We start from the raw sequence: 21,330 nt of genomic DNA on the forward strand, positions 1-21,330 counted from the left end.
AAGCCCCAGCGTTGGGCTGGGGCCACGAATTGCGGTCGGGCGTCGGCTAATTCAGGCCGAGCTGCTGCATGGCGGAACCGTCCGCGCCGCGGCGGGGTTCATTCGGCATGCGCGGCGGGATCACGGCCTGCGGTGCGGCCTGGGCGGCCTGCTGTGCCGCCACCGCCTGCTGCTGGGCCTCTACCTGCGCCTGGTGCGCGGCGGCCAACTGCTCGGCCAGCTCCGGCGGCAGCACGACGGCCAGCGGCTCGCGCACCGGCATCGGGTCGTCACCGCGTCGGATCACGGTCTCGCTCAAGATGGCTCGCGCCGCGCGCACCAGTGGTCCGCCGTCATCGGCGGCGCCCTGCGGACCCGCCGCCACCAGACGCACCATCCACCGTGGCCCGTCCACCCCGATGAAGCGCAGATCCGCGCCCTCGGTGATGGCGAGCAGTTCCCGGCCCCACGGTCCGGTCTCCACCGCGACCCTGGCGCCGTCCTTGCGTAGGGATTCGGCGAGATCGGCTGCCACCGAACGCCATTGGCCCGCGGACTTGGGCGCGGCGTAGGCCGCGACGGTGATCCGGCCGTGCTCGGTCGCCAGGTGCACCGCCTGCGGGGTGCCGTCCGGGGTCATCTCGACCTGCAGCTGACCGCCCGGCGGTACCGGCAGGATCACCGATCCGAGATCCAGGCGCTGATCGGACACATTCTCCAGCAGCTCGGCCACTTCGCTGTAGTCGTACGGGCCGGACTTGGGCATCTCCGCGTCGACATCGTCGTAGTCGGTCTCGTCGTAGCCGGGTTCGTCGGCGTAGCCGGGTTCGTCGGCGTAGCCGGGTTCGTCGGCGTAGGCCGCGGCGGCGTAATCGGCTGGTACGACCGGATTCTCATCGGTGATCGGATCGATGATCGGATTCTCATCGGTGATCGGCTCGTCGTCGTAGCCCGGATGGCCGTAGCTGGCGTAGTCGGCGTCGTAGTCGCCCGCGTAGTCGTCGTCGTACTGATCCTCGGCGAACTGGTCACGTCCGCCGGACCTGCGTCTCTTTCCGAACATTCCCGTCATGCCTCCTTGCCGGGGGCGCCCACTCCGTCGGCCGCCGCGGCCAGACTCGCGTGGCCACCGCTCGACCCGTAACCGCCCGCACCTCGCGTGGTGTCGTCGAGCACGTCGACCTCGACGAAATCGACCAACTCGACCCGCTGCACCAATAGCTGCGCGATCCGGTCGCCCCGGCGCAGCTCGATCGGGGTGCGCGGATCGTGATTGATCAGGCATACCCTGATTTCGCCTCGATATCCCGCGTCCACCGTGCCCGGGGTATTCACCACGGACAGGCCGGTTTTCGCGGCCAGACCGGAACGCGGATGGATCAGGCCGACCGTGCCGACCGGCAGCGCGACGGCGACACCGGTGCCGACCAGCACCCGCTCGCCCGGCTCGATGATGACGTCCTCTGTGGTGCACAGATCCACGCCCGCGTCTCCGTGGTGGGCACGCGTGGGCATGGGGATGCCGGGATCAAGCCGCAGCAAAGGTATCGGTGAAAGTGCGCTCATGACCGCGCCTCGCTGCCGCTCGGCTCCGTCATGACCGCACATGCTGCTGTGTTGATTATTCGCTCGCTGCGCTCGCTCACGTTGATCGAGCCTACGCGTACGCCCTCGACCTCAGTGAATTAGTGTTGAGTCGTGTCGGACCAGCCCAACCCAGTGACTATGGACGAACAACAGAGCGGCTTCGAGCCCTACCGCGAGCGCCTGTGGGTGCCGCTGTGGTGGTGGCCGGTCGCGTTCGCCATCGCCGGTCTGCTGGCCGCCGAAATCCATATGGGCGCACCGGGTCTGCGTGCCTGGCTGCCCTACGCGCTGCTGTTTCCGGTACCGGTGTGGGTGCTGGTGTGGTTGAGCCGCCATCGGGTCGAGGTGGCCCAGGATTCCTCCGGCGTGCGTGAGTTACGCGCCGATCGCGCGCATCTGCCGGTCAACTTCGTGGCCAAGGCGGCCACCGTGGCCCCCACCGCCAAGAGTGCGGCACTGGGCCGCCAGCTGGACCCCGCCGCCTTTGTTCAACATCGGCCATGGGTGGGGCCGATGGTGTTGCTCGTGCTCGACGACCCGGACGACCCGACGCCGTACTGGCTGGTCAGTACGCGACGGCCGGACCGGGTCTTGGCCGCGCTTGGCATACCTGGCTGAAAGCCGGGCGTGCCGAGCGCGGGCTATGGTGTCGATCTCGGGCTGGAGATCAGATCTCGCGCCGCGGATCAGGCTGCGCAGTCCATGCAGATCATCTGGCCGCCACTCTCGCTGGCCAGTCTGCTCCGGTGATGGACCAGGAAACAGCTGGAACAGGTGAACTCGTCCGCCTGCTTCGGGATCACCCGAACCGTCAGCACTTCCTCGGACAGGTCCGCGCCGGGAAGCTCGAACGACTCCGCGGTATCGGATTCGTCGATATCCACGACGGCGGACTGTGCCTCGTTGCGACGAGCCTTCAGCTCCTCCAGCGAATCCTCCGACACCTCGTCGGTTTCTGTGCGCCTCGGTGCGTCATAGTCGGTTGCCATGTCGTCTTCCCCTCGTCCTTAATCCGTATATCCCGGACCGGGCCGCCCAACCGATTCACTGGGAATCGGAATGATCAGCCCGCCCCGCCGGTGGTGCACGTCACACGTACACCGGTCCCCTATCAGGGCGGATCGCGCGGACCCACCATTGATAGCGCTCGGTAAACGCAGGACATGCCCTTCTTGTTCCCGCGACCGACCACCGATTTCTGGCTGGATGATTCGATCTGGGCCGCCAGACAATAGCGGACGACACGGCAAAAGTCGCAATCAAAACACAGACGATTCGAAACTGAGGGGCAATCGACACCAACCCTGCAACTCGCCGAGACCTTGGCGCTGAATTCACCCCACCCCGGCCGGCTCCGCCGGCCCGCCATCGCCCGGCCGCGCAGACATTTTCGTAGAGTATGCCCGTGGTTTCACTCATCACCGAAGGCAGCGCGACCGATCGTCAGGGGCAACCCTTCCTCCGGCGGCGCAATCAGCCATGGTTGATCCTGGTCGGCGTCCTGTTCCTGATCTGCACCGTGGTGTGGATCAAGGCCCTGACAACCGAGGACAGCAGCGGAACCGCGATGGCGTGCAACTCGCCGAGCCCCGCCACCGACGCGAAGTCGCCGCAACCGGCTCCGCTGGGTCAGCGGGTCGGCCAATCGCGGCTGACCGATGTCGAACCGGCGGCGCTGGCCTCCGCCAAGGTCCGCGTACTGAACGCGAACAACAAGAGCGGTCAGGCCTCCCACATCGCCTCCGCGCTCGGTGATCTGGGCTTCGCGAGCCCGTCGGGGCAGCAATTCGGTAACGATTCGGTCTACGTCAATGGCGACCTCAATTGCACCGGCCAGATCCGCTTCGGCGTGAACGGCCGACCGGCCGCCGCATCGGTCCAGCTGGTCGCGCCGTGCGCCGAGCTGATCGAGGATCAGCGCAATGACGACTCCGTCGATCTGGTGCTCGGTTCGGTGTTCGGCGAGTCGCTGCGGCCCAGTCCGGATGCCGAGGAAGTGCTCAAATCCCTGAAGAATCCGGCGCCGGGCGGCTCGCCGTCCATCGATCCCAAACTGCTCTCCGCGGCGCGCACGGCCCGCTGCTGAGTCGGACTTAGACCAACCTCCATCGCCCCGGCGCCGCTTCGGCGCCGGGGCGATCCGCATTTTCGGGCGACGAATCAGGCGTCCGGAATCGCCGCGGTCGCGCCGACCCGCCCGAAGAGTTCGGTCAATTCGCCGGCGATGCCCGGCGCCGCGGCAACGACCAACTCACCGGCCGCGCCCGGACTGGTGGCGGCGGGCAACCGGAGTACCGCACCCGCCTCAGCGGCGATCAACGCGCCCGCGGCCCAGTCCCACGCGTTGAGTCCGTGCTCGTAGTACGCGTCGATCCGGCCCTCGGCGACGAAGCACAGATCCAGGGCCGCCGCGCCGAAGCGGCGGATATCGCGGATATTCGGCAGGATCTCGGCGACCAGCGCCGCCTGCCGGGCCCTGCGGTGCTTGCCGTAGGCGAATCCGGTGGCCACCAATGCCATTGCCGCCGACCGCACGGGCGTGCAGCGCAGATGGTCCACCGAGCCGTCCGCGGCCACCCGGGTGGCGCCCAGACCCGACGCGGCACTGTAGGTCGCCGCGCGCGCGACGTCGACAACCGCGCCGGCGACCGGTCGTCCGTCACGCACCGCGGCCACCGAAATCGCGTAGCCGGGAATGCCGTACAGGAAGTTCACGGTGCCATCGATCGGGTCGACCACCCACTGCACGGTGTCCGCGTCGGTGTCGGCCAGGCTGCCGCCGCCTTCCTCACCGAGGATCGGGTCACCGGGGCGCGCCTGGCCCAGCAGCCGCCGGATCAGATCCTCGGTCTCGGTGTCCACGATCGTCACCGGATCGGTGGGGTGTCCCTTGGCCTGCACCGCACCGTCACGCGCGCCGTCCGGACCGAACACCTCGGGGCGGCGCGAACGCACATGCGCCGCCGCGGTTTCGGCGAGCTGAACCGCGATCCGGCGCAATTCGGCCACCTCCGCGGAATCCGCGGCGTTGGGCTGGTCGGTAACTGACGCTCTGGTCTCCGGCATGACCCCATGCCATCACAGATCCTCATCGAACGGGAACCGGCCAACGCCCATTACTCTTGTCGTGCACGACACAACGCCGTCGTCGGGCACACCCGCCGCATGCGCTCGGACCAGCGGGGGCCTCTGTGCGGCGGTGCGTTCATCACATCGGCCAGCACAGGGAGCGAGGGAACGTCATGTCCGCTCGGGGGCACGCATTCGGTATCGATATCGGTGGCAGCGGCGTCAAGGGCGCCGCGGTGGATCTGGCCACCGGTGATCTGGTCCACGAGCGGATCAAGATCGCGACACCGCATCCCTCGACACCGCAGGCGGTCGCCGACGCGGTCGCCAAACTGGTCGCCCAGGCCGATTGGGACGGTCCGGTCGGCATCACGCTGCCCTCGGTCGTGCTCGAAGGCGTCGCGCGGACGGCCGCCAATATCGACAAGGCCTGGATCGGCACCGACGCGCGCGCCCTGTTCTCCGCGGCGCTCGACGGCCGCACGGTCACCGTGCTCAACGACGCGGACGCGGCCGGACTCGCCGAGGACCACTATGGCGCGGCAAAGGATTTCGACGGCCTGGTGCTGCTGCTGACCTTCGGCACCGGCATCGGCTCGGCGCTGCTGTTCCACGGCACGCTGGTGCCCAACACCGAACTCGGCCACCTCGAGATCGGCGGCATGGAGACCGAACACCGCGCCGCGGCCTCGGTCAAGGATCGCGACGGCCTGACCTACGCACAGTGGGCCGCCGAGGTCAGCATCGTGCTGAGCGGACTCGAGAACCTCTTCTGGCCGAAGGTCTTCGTCGCGGGCGGTGGCATCAGCCGGGACGCGGCGCAGTGGATCCCATTGCTCACCAATCGAACCCAGGTGATCCCGGCCCACCTGGAGAACACCGCGGGTATCGTCGGTGCGGCGATGGCCATCGACGCGGGCATCGCGCCGTGAGCGAGCGCAGCGAGTGAACCAAAGGCACAGGCCCCTTCGGGCACGGCGGAGCCGAGCGACAGCGAGGCGCAGCCGTGACCGAGATCAGCGGATCCGGGAGGCGCGCGGAGGGTGCGGCATTAGCCGTTGCCGGGATCGTGCCGTAGGTACCCTGGTTCGATCGTTACAATGGAACGTACTCCGGCCGCGAGCCGGAAACCCCCACCCCGGCGCTCAGCCGGTGAAACCCGACAGACCGCTCCGCCGGAACACCACTCTGGCGTGACGCCGCACGAGACCGTCACGAAAGGGCGTACGTGGTAGCCACGACCCGTCAGACCGCCGAATCGGCCGATGCCGACTCCGCAGATGTAACCGAAGCACGGCCGGTCCGCAAGGCTGCCGCTAAGAAGGCTCCGGCGAAGAAGGCCGCCGCCAAGAAGGCGCCGGCCAAGAAGGCCGCCGCCGCGAAGGCGACGAAGGGCCCCGCCAAGAAGGCCGGACCGAAGAAGGCCGGACCCGACGGCGAGCCCGGCGGCGACGAGAACCTCGAGGCCGAGGATCTGGACCTGGAGGATCTCGGCGATCTCGAGGTGTCCGAGGACGACCTCACCGAGGACGCCGAGGATCTGGTCGAGGACGTCGCCGAGGAAGTCGAGGAGGGCGAGGCCGACGAGCCGACCGCTGCCGACAAGGCCTCCGGCGACTTCGTCTGGGACGAGGAGGAATCCGAGGCGCTGCGCCAGGCCCGCAAGGACGCCGAGCTCACCGCTTCGGCCGACTCGGTGCGTGCCTACCTCAAGCAGATCGGCAAGGTCGCGCTGCTCAACGCCGAGGAGGAGGTCGAGCTCGCCAAGCGGATCGAGGCCGGGCTCTACGCGGCGGAGAAGGTGCGCGAATTCGCCGAGCAGGGTGAGAAGCTGCCGGTCGCGATGCGGCGCGACTACACCTGGATCGTGCGCGACGGCAACCGCGCCAAGAACCATCTGCTGGAAGCCAACCTGCGCCTGGTGGTCTCGCTGGCCAAGCGCTACACCGGCCGCGGCATGGCGTTCCTGGATCTGATCCAGGAGGGCAACCTCGGTCTGATCCGCGCGGTGGAGAAGTTCGACTACACCAAGGGCTACAAGTTCTCGACCTACGCCACCTGGTGGATCCGGCAGGCCATCACCCGCGCCATGGCCGACCAGGCCCGCACCATCCGCATCCCGGTGCATATGGTCGAGGTCATCAACAAGCTCGGCCGCATCCAGCGCGAGCTGCTCCAGGATCTGGGCCGCGAGCCCACCCCGGAGGAGCTGGCCAAGGAAATGGACATCACGCCGGAGAAGGTCCTCGAGATCCAGCAGTACGCGCGTGAGCCGATTTCGCTGGACCAGACCATCGGCGATGAGGGCGACAGCCAGCTCGGCGACTTCATCGAGGACTCCGAGGCCGTCGTCGCGGTGGACGCGGTGAGCTTCACGCTGCTGCAGGATCAGCTGCAGTCGGTGCTGGAGACGCTGTCCGAGCGCGAGGCGGGCGTCGTCCGACTGCGCTTCGGCCTGACCGACGGCCAGCCGCGCACCCTCGACGAGATCGGCCAGGTGTACGGGGTCACCCGTGAGCGCATCCGGCAGATCGAGTCGAAGACCATGAGCAAGCTGCGCCACCCGAGCCGCTCGCAGGTTCTGCGGGACTACCTCGACTGAGTTCGTTTCCGCTCACTTCTCGCCAAGCGCCCGCGCCGAACAGCGCGGGCGCTTTGTCGTTTGCACACACTGGTGTTGCCGGGTATGCGGACCGGCAACTTCGTCCGCACTCTCTCCGCCTTGGGCCCCGCTACCATCGAATCCGGCAGTGCGCGTTGGCAATTTCGCTTGAGTTTATCCGAACTCCTTCTGCGACAGCACTTTTTGGCATTCCCAACGGCAATCGACCAGCCACGCAATGGCAACCGCAGCAGCGTCCGGCCCGCTAACCAATTCACGTTTCAATCAAACCTAAAAGTGACCGAAACCACTTCCACGGAAACAGATTTCGATGCCCATCCGACCGCTAGCTGTCGTATCGTCTGACCCGCCGTTGTTTCAATAGCCGAAGTTCTCGGCAGTGGGGACGTTGCGTGCTCGACATCTACCATTTCAGTTACGGTCTACTGACCCCGCTGCTGGCCTACACCGTGTCCGTGACCGGATGCCTGCTCGGCTTGCAGTGCGCCGCGCGCGCCCGCACCGGCAAGGACCGGATCGGCTGGCTGCTCGCCGCGGCCATCGCGATCGGCGGCACGGGCATCTGGGTCATGCATTTCATTGCGATGCTGGGGTTTTCGATCCGCGGCACTGAGATCCGGTACGACATTCCGCTCACCCTGCTCAGCGCTGTCACCGCGATTGCCGTGGTCGGTATCGGGCTGTTCATCGTGGTCAAACCCGAACCGTCGCTGCTCGGCCTGCTGGCCGGGGGTGCGGTCACCGGAATCGGTGTCGGGTCCATGCATTACATGGGCATGTACGCGATGAAGTCGAATGCGGTGATCGTCTATGACGTGCGCCGAGTTGTGCTGTCGATGGTCATCGCGGTGGTCGCGGCGACGGTTGCGCTGTGGTTCACGTTGCGGGTCAAGGGCTTTTTCGCCACCGTCGGCGCCGGACTGATCATGGGTGTGGCGGTCTGCGGCATGCACTACACCGGGATGTCGGCGATGCACGCACATACCGGAAATACCCATGAACCCGAGGGTGCGGGGGCAATGGAGCTGATCGCACCGCTGATCGTGGTGATCAGCGTGGTCACCATGCTGTTGCTCATCAGCGTCAGCCTGACCGAGATCGAGCGCAATATCGAGTTGCCGCCACTGCGCATCGCTCCGCGCGCCAAGCCCGATCCGCTACCGCCGCTGCCACCGGTCGAGCCGGAGGCACTGTCGCCCGCGACCGCCTACTGGCCGACGCGGACCGAGGTACCGCGCCACTGAACCCATCGAAATCGCCTGTGCGACAAACTGACAGGCGATATGGACTCAGTCCCGGGTCGGCCAGTATCGCGCCGTACGCGGGCCGCGAGCGCCGTCGTAGGCCGGATCATCGACATCGGTGATGCCGATGTGCAGCAGCAGCATCATCGTCACCATGCCGACGCCGACGGTCAGCGGTGTCAGCAATTGAGCCGCGCCCGCACCGGAGGGCGGGTGCATATGTTGGCCGTTCTGCACATGCATCGCGAACATGCCCGTGTAGTGCATGCCGCAGACCGCCACTCCCATCACCAGAGCCGCACCGATGGTGGCGATGGTGCCGCGTACGTGCAGCGCGAACCACAGCGCCGCGGTCGCGGCAAACACCGCGATCACGATCGACAGGCTCACGATCCACCCGTCGTATTCGATCACCGCATCCGATTTCATCGCGTACATGCCGGAGTAATGCATGGCACCGACGCCCGCACCGGTGATCGCACCGCCGATGAACAGGGCCAGCGGCTCCAATCCCCGCTGCTGCGCGACCCACAGTCCGATCCACACCACCGCCATCGCGATCACCGCGCTGAGCAGGGTGATCGGCACGTCATAGCGGATCGACGCGCCGCGGATCGAAAAGCCCAGCATGGCAATGAAATGCATGACCCATATGCCGGTGCCGCCGATCGCGACGGCCGCGGCGACAAGCCATCCCGCGTGACCGTTACCGGCCCGCGCACGAACCACACAGCGCAGTCCAAGCAATGATCCGGTGAACGACATCAGATAGGCGAGCACGGGCGTGAGCCACCCGTGGCTGAAGTGGTCGATTTGCAGCACGCGACCTCCCTCACGGGGCGGACGTCGGCCGTCACCGCGACAGCGCGAGCCCGCCAACTTGTATCGAACTAGCAGGTAGGCGATTTACAGTACTACCGTCCGCTAAATTTGTCGTGGGATGAATCCAGCCAGTGGGATCGCGGGTGCGATGCGGCAGTCACCGCCCATCACCCGTCCATACCGATCGGTCCCCAACCGCCCGATCTTGTCGAACACGCCATCCGGCAACCAATCAGCACCGATCTCACTGGGGCACAATGGATCTGGTGAGCTCGCCGATCGGCAACAGGCGTTCGCACATTTGCAAGAACGGTGCGCGATTTCGGTACGCATTCCGAGTCCTGTTGCGGCCCAACACCACCGGGCGCGATCACGCGCGTCCGGTAACCGGACTTGACCGACGCCGTGTTCCCACTGGCGGGTCTGAGCGCACACTTTCGTGTGGAGATGGCAGAAATTGCCAGATCCGGCGGGCGAGTGCGCGCTCAGACCCGCCAGTGACAGGTGTTCGCCCTAACCAGCGGTGATAGCGACGACGTCGGCGGAAATCACGGCATCAGCGCGGGAAGTGTCCTTCAGGTCGACACCCGACCTGCCGAGGGCACGCGCGCCGGATATCAAGCCCGCCAACACTTTCGCCGCCTGCCGATAACCCAACCCCTCCGGCGGATGGATGTTGGAGACGCAGTTGCGATCGGCGTCGGTACGGCCCGGTCGAGGCAGGTGGGTGAGGTAGATGCCGAGGCTGTCGGCCACCGACAGCCCGGGTCGCTCACCTATCAGCACCACCACCGTCGCAACGCCCATGGCCTCGGCGATATGGTCACCGAGCGCCACCCTGGCCTGCGTGGCGATCACCGGCGGGGCGATGGAGTAGCGGGGGGCCAGTTCCGCGACGAGGGCCGCGAGCAGTGCGGGACCGTGGTCGGTGAGCGCGCGCGGCGAGAGCCCGTCCGCGAGCACGAACCCGATCTCGGCTCCACCACGCGGTAGCTTCGCCAATAATTTCCCTTGCGCCGCAACTGATTCCGGTAACCGACCCAGATCCGGACGACGCAGGTACTCCGCCCGATCGCGCGCCCGGCTGCGCACATGGACGGCATTCCCCAACCCGACAGCCGCGACCCGCGCGGCCAACCCGTCCACATCCAAGGGCGTATGCACCGCGTCACGCGCCGCCGAATGCGCGGCCCGGAACTCCAGCACCCGCTCCGTCGGCAATGCGTCGCCCGTCCGGCCGAGCCCGATCCTGGCCTGTGTCGTTCGCCGCAAGTCCTCCCAGAACCCCTGCACCGCAGGATATTCGGCAACGACAGCGCTGGATTCCGCGGCCGTGCCAGCGCCCACGCCCGAATCCGGAGTGGCCACGGCGGAATCCGACTCGGCGAGATCCGTGGCGGCCGAGTGCGCAGTCCCGGCGGTCATCGTGTCCCCGCCAGTGCGCGCAGCGGCGACGACGGTGCTTCGACCGGGAGCACCCGACCGGTGTCGTCGATCATCCCGAGTCCGGATAGCCAATTCTCGAATTCCGGTGCGGGACGCAGACCCAGCACGCGCCGGGCGTACAACGCGTCGTGGAAGCTCAGGCTCTGGTAGCCCAACATCACGTCATCGGCGCCGGGAACGGCGATGACGAAGGCGACACCCGCCGCGCCGAGCAGCGTGAGCAGGGTGTCCATATCGTCCTGGTCGGCCTCCGCGTGGTTGGTGTAGCAGACGTCCACGCCCATCGGCAGGCCGAGCAGTTTGCCGCAGAAGTGATCCTCCAGGCCAGCGCGGATGATCTGCTTGCCATCGTAGAGGTACTCCGGGCCGATGAAGCCGACGACGGTATTGACCAGCAGCGGGTCCAGATCCCGCGCCACCGCGTAGGCGCGGGCCTCCAGGGTCTGCTGGTCCACCGGCCGCCCGCCGACGCCCAGATGCGCGCCCGCCGAAAGTGCCGAGCCCTGGCCGGTTTCCAGATACATCACGTTATCGCCGACCGTGCCGCGCCCCAGCGAACGACCCGCCTCGTCGGCCTCGCGCAGCAGCGAAATATTCACGCCGAAACCGGCATTCGCCCCCTCGGTGCCCGCGACGGACTGGAAGACCAGATCCACCGGAGCTCCGGCCTCGATGAGTCCGAGCGTGGTGGTCACATGCGAGAGCACGCACGACTGCGTCGGAATATCGAAGCGGGTGCGCACCTCGTCGAGCAGGTGCAGCAGATCCGCGGTCGCCTGCGGAGAGTCGGTCGCCGGATTGATGCCGATCACCGCGTCACCACAGCCGAGCAGCAGACCATCGAGCACCGCCGCGGCGATGCCGCGCGGATCGTCGGTGGGGTGATTGGGTTGCAGCCGCGTCGCCAATCGTCCGGGCAGACCCATGGTGGTGCGGAATCCCGCGGTCACCACGGCGGCGCGGGAGACCGCTATCAGATCCTGGTTGCGCATGATCTTGCTCACCGCCGCAACCATTTCCGGCGTCAGACCCGACGCAACCGCGCCCAAGACGTCCGCGGGACTACGCAAACCACAGGCCGCGTGATCGCCCGCCGCGACGGCGAGCAGCCAGTCCCGCAGTCCACCGACGGTGAGATGCGAAATCGGCTGGAACGCAACGCGATCGTGGGAATCGATGATCAGCCGCGTGACTTCGTCGGTCTCGTAGGCAACGATCGGATCGCGCAGGAACGTGGTCAGCGGCACCTCGGCCAGCGCCCACTGCGCGGCAGCCCGTTCCGCGTCGGAAGCCGCTGCGCACCCGGCCAATTCATCACCGCTGCGCTGTGGCGTGGCCTTGGCCAGCAGTTCGACCAACCCGTCGAAGACATACCTCGTCCCGCCGAGATCCTGTGCGTAGCGGGTCATTCCAGCACCTCCTCCGTGCGTGCGAGCACGGCGTACTCTGGCGAGTTCGCGACCAGACGGTGGCGGCCGCAGAGCGCGAAGTAGCGATAGTCGTCCCCGGTCGGTGCGGTGATCCGCACCTCGTCGATCGTGATAATTGCTGCGCGCTCCTGTCTGCCGACGTTTTGGTCGGCAGACCAATTCTTCGGAGCCGATGTTGCCCGGATGTGAATCGGCGTTACGTCCGAACGACCAGGTCAGGTGAGTCAGGCCACAGACTTGGCGGGTCTGCGGACATGACCGCCCTGCGCCCGGCAGACTTGTGCATTGTGGTTGCCCCCACTTTGCACCGGATCCATTCACCCTGGACGCGGACCGTCGACCTCCGCGACGAACTCCGCGCGGTCTGGACGTGGGTGCGTCGCCCCGGGCTGGCGCGCCGATTACTGCCCGAACTGCGCCAGCACCTGTCGAGCGCACCGGCCAGCACTGCTTACGCGTTCACCCTGTTCGTCACCTGGTGGACGCTGCGCGGGGTCGGCGATTCGGTGGAGCGCAGGCTGATCTTCTCGGCCTCGACCAACCTCTACAACATGCAGCACAATCCGGTCCAGGTGCTGGTGGCGTCGGCGTTCTGGACCCAGGGCCAGTTCCCCTGGATCACCATCGCGGAGATTCTGCTGGTCATGGGCTTCGCCGAACGCTGGCTCGGCACCAGCCGCTGGATTCTGCTGTTCGCGACCGGGCATATCGGCGCGACGCTGCTCACCGTCACCGCCATCTCCCACGCCATCGACCGCCACGTCATTCCGGTTCGCGTGCAGTACGCAGCTGATGTCGGCACCAGTTATGGGTTCACCGCGGTGCTGGCCGCCATGGCCTTCCACTTCCGCGGGGCGGTGCGCGTGGTGTGGGCGGGCGTGATCATCGTCGTCCTCGGCTCGGCGCTGCTGATCGGACCGACCTTCACCGACTACGGCCATATGTGCGCGGCCCTGATCGGTTTGGCCGTCGGATTCCTGGCCTCGACCCTCTGGCGTCGCATCGAACGCCGGCGTGCCGCCCGCGATGCGAGTTCCGCCGCGGCGACCCCGGTTCCGGCGAACCCGGCAGCTGAGATCTTGGCGGTGGCTGATGGCACGACTGCCACCGAGGCGTCCTCCGTTGCGGCCCAGCCCCTATCAGGCGCTGGCGGCCGGACTGAATCGGCGCTGCACCATGCCGATGACCGGTTCGACGACGCGGGCCGCGATCGGGCCGAGCACGGCCATCAGTAGCACATAGGCCGAGGCGAGCGCGGCCAGCTGGCCGTCGACCGCGCCCATGCCCACCGCCAAGCCCGCGATGACAATGGAGAATTCACCGCGCGCAACCAGTGCGGCGCCCGCGCGCGCCCGACCCATCCGGCGGATGCCCTGCCGACTCGCCGCCCACCAGCCGGTGGCGACCTTGGTGACCACGGTGACCACCGCGAGCAGGATCGCCCAGCCGAGCACCGGCGGAATCGCCAGCGGGTCGGTGCTGAGTCCGAACGCCACGAAGAAGATGGCCGCGAAGAGATCTCGGATCGGCTCCAGCAGCTTCGTCGCTTCGTGCGCGGTCGAGCCGGAGATCGCGATCCCCAGCAGGAACGCGCCGACCGCCGCCGAGACGTTCACTGCCGAGGCCAGCCCGGCGACCAGCAGCGCGGCACCGAGCAACTTCAACAGGAATACTTCGCGATCGGCGCTGTCCACGATCGCCGAGACATAACGGCCGTAGCGCAATGCCACGACCAGCACGACGGTGACGGCGGCCAAGGCGAGACCGACCACGGTAAGCCCACTCAGCAGACTCGTGCCCGCCAGAATCGCGGTGAGGATCGGCAGGTACATCGCCATCGCGAGATCCTCGAAGACCAGAATCGACAGGATCACCGGGGTCTCCCGGTTGCCGAGCCGTCCGAGATCATTGAGCACCTTGGCGACGATGCCCGAGGACGAAATGTAGGTGACTCCGGCCAGGGTGATGGCTCCGGTCATCCCCCAGCCGAGCATCAGCGCGACCACCGCACCGGGCGTCGCGTTCGCGACGATATCGACCACACCGGCGGCCCACGATCGGCGCAGTCCGGTCACCAATTCGGCCGCGGTGTACTCGAGGCCCAGCAATAGCAACAGCAGCACAACGCCGATTTCGCCCGCGATATGGCCGAATTCGTTCGCCGCGCCCAGTTCGATGAGTCCGCCCTGGCCGAATGCCAGCCCGCCGAGCAGGTATAGCGGAATCGGGGACATGCCGAAGCGTGCCGCCACTCTCCCGAGCATGCCGAGGGCGAATAACACCGCCCCGAGCTCGATGAGGGCGAGCGCGGTTGCGTTCACGCTCTCATCCGTGCGTCAGGATCTTCGCGGCCGCGTCCAGACCGTCGGGCGTCCCGACGACCACGAGTATGTCATCGGCGGTGAAGGTGAAATCCGGTCCCGGCGAAGGGTGCAGCTGCCCGGCGCGCATCACGGCGACGATGGAAGTCTTGGTGCGCGTGCGCATTCCGGTCTCACCCAGGGTGCGACCCTCGTACGGCGATTCCTCGGCGATGGGTAGCTGGCGGGTGGTGATCCCGGGTAGGTCGCGGTGATCCTCGCGCAGCTTCGCCACCAGTTGCGGCGAGCCGAGCAGATTGGCGAGCACCGATGCCTCGTCGGGGGTCAACGGCACTTGCGCGGCGCAGGAGTCCGGATCATCGGGTTTGGAGACGATGAGATCGATGCCGCCGTCGCGGTGATCGACCACACCGATCCGACGGCCCGACCGCAGCTGGAAGTCTTTGCGTACCCCGATCCCGGGTAGGGCGGTGACATCGACATTCACACCATCCACCCTAACCGGCGATAGCGGCTGACCGACCGCACCTCCTTCCTTCGGCTGATCCGGGGACGCCGCGGCGTGTGTTGTGATGAGTCGGTGAGGCGGCAGTGGGAGGCGTTGTCGGCGACCGCGCAGGACGCGCTGGTCGTCGCGTTCGCGTTCGCGCTCGGCGCCGGGCTCTTTCTGTCCGGCCTGTTCGAGATGGCCAGCGATCTCAGCACCCACCCGCCGCTGATGGCCCGGTTCGGGGTGCTGGCGTTGATCTGCGTGGCCACCTTCCTGCGGCGGCGCATGCCGGTGCTCGCGCTCGGCGTCGGTCTGCTTCCGTTCGTCATCGACGTTCTCCTGGGTCCGACGGTGCCGATCTGGCTTATCTATTCGGATCTGATCTACGCGGGCGTGCTGTACGCCGAGCCCGTGCGCTCGCGCTTGGTGGTCGCGGTGTGCGGGGTGCTGTCGGTCGTACTGACCGTGCTGGCGCTGGTATTGGGCGACTGGCGGATCGCGGTCATCACCATCGCGGCCCTGTTCGCATTCGTCGCGACGCCGCTGTGGTGGGCATTGTCGGTGCGCGGACACAAGGAGATCGCCGAGGCCGAACGTAAACGCGCACAAGCGATGACCTTGGTCGCCGAACTGGATCGGCGCGCCGCCATCGCCGATGAACGCAAGACGATGGCGCGGGATCTGCACGATGTGATCGCGGGTCATCTGTCCGCCATCGCGATCCAGTCCGAGGCGGCATTGGGTGTGCTGGCACGGCAAACAGCGCCGGGCGGTCGAGACGGCGATCCCGCTGTCGCCGGGATCATTTCGTCGATCCGGTCCAACAGTGTTAGCGCCCTGCAGGAGATGCGCACCATGATCGGTCTGCTGCGCCGCGACGACGGCGCCGAGGACGACGCGGCCGCGCCACGCAAACTGGCCCAGCTGCCCATCCTGGTCGACGCGGCCCGCGCCGCCGGCATCACCGTGCGGGTGCGTGATTCGCTGAACGGGACGCCCCTGCCGAGCGCGGTCGACCAGGCCGCCTATCGAATCGTCCAGGAAGCGCTGACGAATGCCATGAAACATGCCCCCGGCCAGGAGGTCGATATCGACGTGCGCGCGGAGGCAACGGCTTTGGCCATCGCGGTACGCAATCCCACCGCACCGGCACGCAATCGGCCCGAAACGCACGATATGGGCCATCGCGGACTGATGAACATGCGCGAGCGGGCCGCGGCCCTCGGCGGCACCTTCACCGCGGGACCGGCCGCACGCGGCTGGGAAGTGCTTGCACGGCTGCCGATCTCGGAGGTGTCATGAGGGTGACGGATGGCCCCATCCGCGTGCTGATCGCCGACGATCACGGCGCGATCCGGGCCGGCCTGCGCATCATCCTGGAAACCGCCGACGGCATCGAGGTGGTCGGTGAGGCCGCGGACGGCGATATCGCGGTGGCACAGGCCAAAGCGCTGCGCCCGGATGTGGTGCTGATGGATGTGCGCATGCCCGGCGTCGACGGCATCACCGCCACCGGCCGCATCACCGCCGACGGCCTGGCCAGGGTGCTCATCCTGACCACCTTCGATCTGGACGAGTACGTCTTCCGCACACTGCGCGCCGGCGCGTCGGGATTCGTGCTGAAATCCGCGTCGGGACAAGCACTTGTCGATGCGGTGCGCGCGGTGGCCGCCGGCGACGGCGTTCTCGCGCCGGAAGTGACCGCCGCGGTGATCAACGCGTTCGCCTCGACCGATACCGAGCAGAGCGAGCCAGCGCCGCACGGTCTGGACGATCTGACCGAACGCGAGCGCGAGGTGCTCGACTGTCTCGGCGAAGGCCTATCCAATGCGCAGATCGCCGCGCGGCTGTTCATCGGCGAGACGACGGTGAAGACACATGTGTCGCGGGTGCTCACCAAACTCGGTGTGCGGTCCCGGGTTCAGGCCGCCATCGTGGCGCGCGGGGCCAGGAACCGATAGCTCACGACTCGGCGCAGTTCGGGTCCAGTGCGGCGAAAGTGCCGTCCGGACCGGGCTGATACTCGATGACCGCGGTGACGGCGCCGACCGGCAGTGGACCGTACAGATGTGGGAACAGCATCGATTCGGGGTCGGTCGGCACGCCCGGCTCCCACTTCACCGGCGCGCCGACGCGGGCCGGATCGATGCGCAGCAGCACCAGGTCGCGCCGTCCCGCGAACAGGCGGTTGGCCGGAAGATGCGCCTGCTGCGGCGTGGAGAGATGGATGAAGCCGATCTCCTCGAACGACTCCGGGCGGTACTCGCCGGTTTGCCGCGCGGTCAACCATTCGGCGAGGGTGCAAATGTGAACGAGCGTGTGAGTGTCGTGGATCACGGGTAATCTCCCGGTAGACAACTGGATAGGCCTGTTCGTGATCGTGGTCGAGTGGAGTTCGATACGTAACCAGTGGTGTTCGCCAGTAGCGAAATCCCAGGTCGTGTTATCGAAAACACACTGAATCACTTCCGGGAACAAAGCCCCCGTCCCGAACGTCTGACAGAGTAGTCATACCCCTGCTGGGAAGTAGCGGTAGCGAGCCCGCGGAGTGACCACGGGCCCCACACCAGGTGAACGGACTGTAGTGCCGGGAGCCAGGACGGAGGAGTCATGCCAGGAACCCTGACAAGCACCCCACTGACCGCGGTCGATCGTTGCGACCGCTGCGGTGCTGCCGCACGAGTTCGTGCCGTATTGCCCGCAGGTGGCGAGTTGCTCTTCTGCCAGCACCACGCGAATGAACACATGGATCGCTTGCGTGAGCTCGAAGCCGTGATCGACACGGAATCGGCTCCCGCGCTCTGACCAGTCCTCGCGTCCCGACACAACAGCATCGAACAACAGAACATCGCTGATAGACCGACAGCGGGCGACCTACAAGTCGCCCGCTGTCGGCGTTCGACGAAGCGCCGCGCCCGGGTCCGCGAGGATGCCGTCCAGCAGCTTCGCCAGTCCGAAGGCGAAAGCGCCCTCCGGGTCCGACGGCGCTTGATAGCGTTCGCCTACCGCCGCACCGACCCGGGACGAGATCGGGAACTCCTCGACCGACATGACCTCGGTGAGCAGCGGACCGTGCTGCTCCCACCACTGCGCATCGGTCAACTCCGCCGTACTGCGGATTCCGGCGATCGCCATCCGCGCATTACCCGTCGCGAATTCCGATAGCACCGCGATGACCCGATCCATCGCCAGATCCGATAATCCGATCCCCTCAATCGCGGCCAGCTGCCGTTCGTAGCGACGCATCCGGCCCGGCCCGAGCACCAATCGCCACGGCGGTACCTCGAGCAGCCACGGATGCGCGATCAGCTCCGCGCGCACCTGATCGGCGATCGCGGCCATGCGATCGCGGACCGGCAGGTCGGCCGGGATCGGCGCGTCATCCTGGGCGACCGCGTCGACCATCAAGACGGTCAACGCGTCCTTGCTGGGCACATAGGTATAGAGGCTCATCGGGCGCAGTCCCAGTTCGGCGGCGACCGCGCGGATGGACACCTTCTCGTACCCGTCGCGATCGGCGAGGGTTATGGCGGCGGCGACCACCGCGTCGACACTCACCGTCTGCTTCGGCCCACGCCCGCCGGGACGCGGCGGCACGGCATGCCGCCACAGCAGACTCATCAGCTGTTTCGCCTGGTCGGGATCGGTCACGTGGTCCTCTCGGAATTAACCCGGTACGGTGTACGTTATTACAATACTCCGTACACGATACGATGATCTAGGGGTCCGCTCTGCCAAGCACACACGCCACATACCTCCCCGACCGCCATATGTTCGCCCTCTGGACCTGGACCGGATCCGCCCCCGGCCGCGCGCCCGAGGGCGATCGGCAAACCATCGCACTCGCGGTCCCGACAGGACCGCACGGCGCGATCGAGGTCGCCGACGTCCACTGCGCGCTGGTCGATCCGGACGCGCTGCTGAACCCGGATCTCGACGATGCCGGATCGTCGGTACATGCTTGGCGCGCGGTTCTGCTGGACGGAGTCGGTCCGCGTGACGCACTGACACCGGGCGATAAGAATTCCCCCGGTGCACGCCGATGCGGGCCCGATGATGCGGCTTCGGACGCCACTGGGACGACGCAGGCTGCCACCGCACCGCCGAGGGCCGTCAGATCGGTGCCGACCCCCCACACATGGAGGTCCCCGGTGCACGTGCCGGCGAACGCATCTCGGGAACCGGCCGCAGCGCGAGTCGACACGTTTCCACTACCCATTGCGGCGCATGCGGTGCCCGATGCCACCGGCGCTTCGATCGTGTCCGCCGCGCGGGCGGTACGGGTGTTACGCGAAACATGTTCCGTCGAGGCGGAATTGCGGGTGGGGTTGCAGGCGGAGTTGCGGCCTTATCAGGCGCGTGGGGTCGGGTGGTTGCACGAGACCGTCGCGGCGCAGGGCGGCGCGGTGCTGGCCGATGAGATGGGGCTCGGGAAGACCGTGCAGACCATCGGGTTTCTGCTCGGGCGCAGTGCGGGTGGTCCGCAGCTCGTGGTTTGTCCGACGTCGTTGGTCGGGAACTGGGCGCATGAGATCACGCGGTTCGCGCCGGGGCTGCGGCCGGTGGTGTGGCGCGGCGGCGAGGTCTCGGGCGCGGCCGGCACGGTTGTGGTGACCGGATATCCGATGTTGCGGCTGCACGGCCGCGTGCTGGCCGATCAGGCCTGGGCGACAGTCGTTTTCGATGAGGCGCAGGCGTTGAAGAATCCGCGCACCCAGATATCCAAGGCCGCGCGGGCGCTTTCGGCGCAGGCCACGGTCGCGCTGACCGGTACGCCGGTGGAGAACCATCTCGAGGAGCTGTGGGCGCTGCTGAATCTGGTGGCGCCGCGGCTGTTCGGGCATCGCACCCAGTTCCGGCGGCGGTTCGTCCGGCCGATCCACGAGGGTTCGGCGGCCGCGGCGGCCCGGCTGCGCGACACCCTGGAGCCGGTGCTGCTGGCGCGCAAGAAGGCCCAGGTCGCCGCGTCACTGCCCGCGAAGATCCACAGCGATCTGCTCTGCGATCTGACCACCGAGCAGGAACGGCTCTACGACCAACTGCTCGACCGGGCCATCGATGACGGCTTCGGCCATGGCGCGCAACGGCAGAGCCGGGTGCTCGCGGCGCTGACCGCCCTCAAGCAGGTCTGCAACCATCCGGGCCTGATCACCGGCGAGCTGGACGAATTGGCGGGCCGGTCCGGAAAGCTGGACCTGTGCACCGATATCGTGGCCAATAACCTCGAAACCGGTGACTCGACACTGATATTCACCCAGTACCGCGCCACCGGCGACCTGCTGGTCCGCCACCTCGACGAGCAGTTCGGCGTGCGCGCCCCGTTCTTCCACGGCGGCCTCGACCAGGCCGAGCGCGCCGAGATCGTCTCGGGCTTCCAAGCCGAAGATGGTCCGCCCGTGCTGATTCTGAGTCTGCGCGCCGCCGGCACCGGACTCACACTGACCCGCGCCGCCGATGTCATCCACTTCGACCGATGGTGGAATCCGGCCGTCGAAGCCCAGGCCTCCGACCGGGTGCACCGCATCGGCCAGACCCGCACCGTCACCATCACCACGCTCACCTCGGGCACCACCGTCGAGGAGCACATCGCGGGCATGCACGACCGCAAATCCGCCCTCGCGGACCTCGGCGATTCGGCGGGCATCGCCGCGCTGGCCCGACTCGACGACGACCAGCTCATCGAGATCCTGCGACGCAAGAGGGAGAACTGATGGCGGATAACGAATTCGGCTACACCGCCTGGGGTATGGACTGGGTTCGCCTGGCCGAACCCCTGCGCCAGACCCGCCCCGACCCGCTGCTGCCCCGCGCCCGCAGTATCGCTCGCAATAGTGGCGTCCAGACGACGATCGAAGGGCGCGTCATCCGCGCCGCCATCCACCGTGGCGGCCAGGCCTCGGTGACCCATCTCGAAGTCGCGCCACTCCCCCGACCGGCCATCACCGCGATCGCCGAAATCATTCCGGACCCAACGGTACTCACCGACGATATGCACCGAGCCTTGGTCACCGCGGGCACCAGCCCGGCCCCTATCCTGGCCGGGACGGACTGCTCCTGCTCGGCCCGCTCCGCCCGCTGCGTGCACATCCTCGCGGTGTACTACGACCTGGCCCGCCGCGTCGACGAAGACCCTCGCCTGGCCCTCGACCTCCAGGGCTATTTCCGGGCGGCACCGCAAGATCCGGCAGCGCCGGTCGAGTCACCCTGGTGGACCCCGATCAACGCCCTCGACCCTGCGGACTACTTCGAGGCTCTCGACGCCAGTGCGCCTCGGCGAGTTCGTCACCAGTCCGCGCAGGGATTCGGCGGTACCTGACGA

General features: G+C 67.3%; 23 protein-coding genes. 11 read left to right on the forward strand and 12 right to left on the reverse strand.

Features of this window, described 5'->3' with window-relative positions:
* Positions 1-46: 46 nt before the first annotated feature.
* Both ACHQ4I_RS40350 and dut read right to left on the reverse strand, forming a co-directional pair.
* Positions 47-1,042 carry a DUF3710 domain-containing protein gene (locus tag ACHQ4I_RS40350; protein ID WP_420777191.1) on the reverse strand — a complete coding sequence of 332 codons (996 nt, stop codon included), beginning with the start codon at positions 1,040-1,042 and terminating at the stop codon, positions 47-49.
* A 5-nt stretch (positions 1,043-1,047) separates the two neighbouring features.
* Entirely contained in the window at positions 1,048-1,545 is a 498-nt protein-coding gene (gene dut, locus ACHQ4I_RS40355) for a dUTP diphosphatase (protein WP_420777192.1), read from the reverse strand.
* A gap of 159 nt (positions 1,546-1,704) precedes the next feature.
* On the opposite strand from dut, the gene ACHQ4I_RS40360 reads away from it, so the two are divergent.
* Positions 1,705-2,184, forward strand: a complete 480-nt coding sequence (locus ACHQ4I_RS40360; protein ID WP_420777445.1) for a DUF3093 domain-containing protein — start codon at positions 1,705-1,707, stop codon at positions 2,182-2,184.
* Between the two features lie 68 nt (positions 2,185-2,252).
* Here the strand turns inward: ACHQ4I_RS40360 and ACHQ4I_RS40365 are convergent, their stop codons facing one another.
* The gene (locus ACHQ4I_RS40365; RefSeq protein ID WP_420777193.1) at positions 2,253-2,555 is read right to left on the reverse strand and encodes a DUF4193 domain-containing protein; all 303 of its coding nucleotides are present in this window, start codon (positions 2,553-2,555) and stop codon (positions 2,253-2,255) included.
* A 416-nt stretch (positions 2,556-2,971) separates the two neighbouring features.
* Here ACHQ4I_RS40365 and cei point away from each other — a divergent pair, with 416 nt between their 5' ends.
* Positions 2,972-3,652 (forward strand): envelope integrity protein Cei, encoded by a 681-nt coding sequence (cei, locus tag ACHQ4I_RS40370; RefSeq protein WP_420777194.1) that lies wholly within the window; start codon positions 2,972-2,974, stop codon positions 3,650-3,652.
* 74 nt (positions 3,653-3,726) lie between these two features.
* Here the strand turns inward: cei and ACHQ4I_RS40375 are convergent, their stop codons facing one another.
* Positions 3,727-4,632, reverse strand: coding sequence for an inositol monophosphatase family protein (locus ACHQ4I_RS40375; protein ID WP_420777195.1), 906 nt, complete (start codon positions 4,630-4,632; stop codon positions 3,727-3,729).
* 176 nt (positions 4,633-4,808) lie between these two features.
* Here ACHQ4I_RS40375 and ppgK point away from each other — a divergent pair, with 176 nt between their 5' ends.
* The 3 genes from ppgK to ACHQ4I_RS40390 all read left to right on the forward strand — a co-directional run bounded on the left by ppgK (position 4,809) and on the right by ACHQ4I_RS40390 (position 8,502).
* The gene (gene ppgK, locus ACHQ4I_RS40380) at positions 4,809-5,567 is read left to right on the forward strand and encodes a polyphosphate--glucose phosphotransferase (protein ID WP_420777196.1); all 759 of its coding nucleotides are present in this window, start codon (positions 4,809-4,811) and stop codon (positions 5,565-5,567) included.
* A gap of 296 nt (positions 5,568-5,863) precedes the next feature.
* The gene (locus tag ACHQ4I_RS40385; RefSeq protein WP_420777197.1) at positions 5,864-7,237 is read left to right on the forward strand and encodes an RNA polymerase sigma factor; all 1,374 of its coding nucleotides are present in this window, start codon (positions 5,864-5,866) and stop codon (positions 7,235-7,237) included.
* 413 nt (positions 7,238-7,650) lie between these two features.
* On the forward strand, positions 7,651-8,502 hold the full coding sequence (locus ACHQ4I_RS40390) for an MHYT domain-containing protein (RefSeq protein ID WP_420777198.1): 852 nt from the start codon (positions 7,651-7,653) through the stop codon (positions 8,500-8,502).
* Positions 8,503-8,547: 45 nt separating this feature from the next.
* Here ACHQ4I_RS40390 and ACHQ4I_RS40395 read toward each other — a convergent pair whose 3' ends face one another.
* The 4 genes from ACHQ4I_RS40395 to ACHQ4I_RS40410 form a co-directional block, all read right to left on the reverse strand.
* Positions 8,548-9,324, reverse strand: a complete 777-nt coding sequence (locus ACHQ4I_RS40395; protein WP_420777199.1) for an MHYT domain-containing protein — start codon at positions 9,322-9,324, stop codon at positions 8,548-8,550.
* A gap of 513 nt (positions 9,325-9,837) precedes the next feature.
* A complete protein-coding gene (eutC, locus tag ACHQ4I_RS40400) occupies positions 9,838-10,749 on the reverse strand; it encodes an ethanolamine ammonia-lyase subunit EutC (RefSeq protein ID WP_420777200.1) in 912 nt (303 codons plus the stop codon).
* A complete protein-coding gene (locus ACHQ4I_RS40405; protein WP_420777201.1) occupies positions 10,746-12,179 on the reverse strand; it encodes an ethanolamine ammonia-lyase subunit EutB in 1,434 nt (477 codons plus the stop codon). Before ACHQ4I_RS40405 ends, eutC begins: the two co-directional genes overlap by 4 nt.
* Positions 12,176-12,298 carry a hypothetical protein gene (locus ACHQ4I_RS40410; protein WP_420777202.1) on the reverse strand — a complete coding sequence of 41 codons (123 nt, stop codon included), beginning with the start codon at positions 12,296-12,298 and terminating at the stop codon, positions 12,176-12,178. Before ACHQ4I_RS40410 ends, ACHQ4I_RS40405 begins: the two co-directional genes overlap by 4 nt.
* A gap of 189 nt (positions 12,299-12,487) precedes the next feature.
* Between ACHQ4I_RS40410 and ACHQ4I_RS40415 the strand changes: the two genes are divergently transcribed.
* Positions 12,488-13,435, forward strand: a complete 948-nt coding sequence (locus ACHQ4I_RS40415; protein ID WP_420777203.1) for a rhomboid-like protein — start codon at positions 12,488-12,490, stop codon at positions 13,433-13,435.
* On the opposite strand, the gene ACHQ4I_RS40420 is transcribed toward ACHQ4I_RS40415, so the two are convergent.
* Positions 13,340-14,521, reverse strand: coding sequence for a cation:proton antiporter (locus ACHQ4I_RS40420; RefSeq protein ID WP_420777204.1), 1,182 nt, complete (start codon positions 14,519-14,521; stop codon positions 13,340-13,342). The two genes, ACHQ4I_RS40415 and ACHQ4I_RS40420, sit on opposite strands and share 96 nt — an antisense overlap.
* 4 nt (positions 14,522-14,525) lie before the next feature.
* Complete coding sequence (locus tag ACHQ4I_RS40425) at positions 14,526-15,008, reverse strand: cation:proton antiporter regulatory subunit (protein ID WP_420777205.1); 483 nt, start codon at positions 15,006-15,008, stop codon at positions 14,526-14,528.
* Between the two features lie 93 nt (positions 15,009-15,101).
* Between ACHQ4I_RS40425 and ACHQ4I_RS40430 the strand changes: the two genes are divergently transcribed.
* Positions 15,102-16,313, forward strand: a complete 1,212-nt coding sequence (locus ACHQ4I_RS40430) for a sensor histidine kinase (protein ID WP_420777206.1) — start codon at positions 15,102-15,104, stop codon at positions 16,311-16,313.
* Positions 16,310-16,972: a response regulator gene (locus tag ACHQ4I_RS40435; RefSeq protein ID WP_420777207.1), complete on the forward strand. Its 663-nt coding sequence runs from the start codon at positions 16,310-16,312 to the stop codon at positions 16,970-16,972. The genes ACHQ4I_RS40430 and ACHQ4I_RS40435 overlap by 4 nt, the downstream gene beginning before the upstream one ends.
* 1 nt (position 16,973) lies before the next feature.
* Here the strand turns inward: ACHQ4I_RS40435 and ACHQ4I_RS40440 are convergent, their stop codons facing one another.
* Complete coding sequence (locus ACHQ4I_RS40440; protein ID WP_420777208.1) at positions 16,974-17,348, reverse strand: DUF952 domain-containing protein; 375 nt, start codon at positions 17,346-17,348, stop codon at positions 16,974-16,976.
* Positions 17,349-17,621: 273 nt separating this feature from the next.
* Between ACHQ4I_RS40440 and ACHQ4I_RS40445 the strand changes: the two genes are divergently transcribed.
* The gene (locus ACHQ4I_RS40445) at positions 17,622-17,816 is read left to right on the forward strand and encodes a DUF7455 domain-containing protein (protein ID WP_029903635.1); all 195 of its coding nucleotides are present in this window, start codon (positions 17,622-17,624) and stop codon (positions 17,814-17,816) included.
* A gap of 69 nt (positions 17,817-17,885) precedes the next feature.
* Here ACHQ4I_RS40445 and ACHQ4I_RS40450 read toward each other — a convergent pair whose 3' ends face one another.
* Positions 17,886-18,632, reverse strand: a complete 747-nt coding sequence (locus ACHQ4I_RS40450) for a TetR/AcrR family transcriptional regulator C-terminal domain-containing protein (protein ID WP_420777446.1) — start codon at positions 18,630-18,632, stop codon at positions 17,886-17,888.
* Positions 18,633-18,781: 149 nt separating this feature from the next.
* Between ACHQ4I_RS40450 and ACHQ4I_RS40455 the strand changes: the two genes are divergently transcribed.
* Both ACHQ4I_RS40455 and ACHQ4I_RS40460 read left to right on the forward strand, forming a co-directional pair.
* On the forward strand, positions 18,782-20,722 hold the full coding sequence (locus ACHQ4I_RS40455; RefSeq protein WP_420777209.1) for a DEAD/DEAH box helicase: 1,941 nt from the start codon (positions 18,782-18,784) through the stop codon (positions 20,720-20,722).
* Entirely contained in the window at positions 20,722-21,327 is a 606-nt protein-coding gene (locus ACHQ4I_RS40460) for an SWIM zinc finger family protein (protein WP_420777210.1), read from the forward strand. The genes ACHQ4I_RS40455 and ACHQ4I_RS40460 overlap by 1 nt, the downstream gene beginning before the upstream one ends.
* The last annotated feature ends 3 nt before the right edge of the window (positions 21,328-21,330 follow it).

It is taken from the genome of Nocardia nepalensis (assembly GCF_048910785.1).
Taxonomy (GTDB): Bacteria; Actinomycetota; Actinomycetes; order Mycobacteriales; family Mycobacteriaceae; genus Nocardia; species Nocardia nepalensis.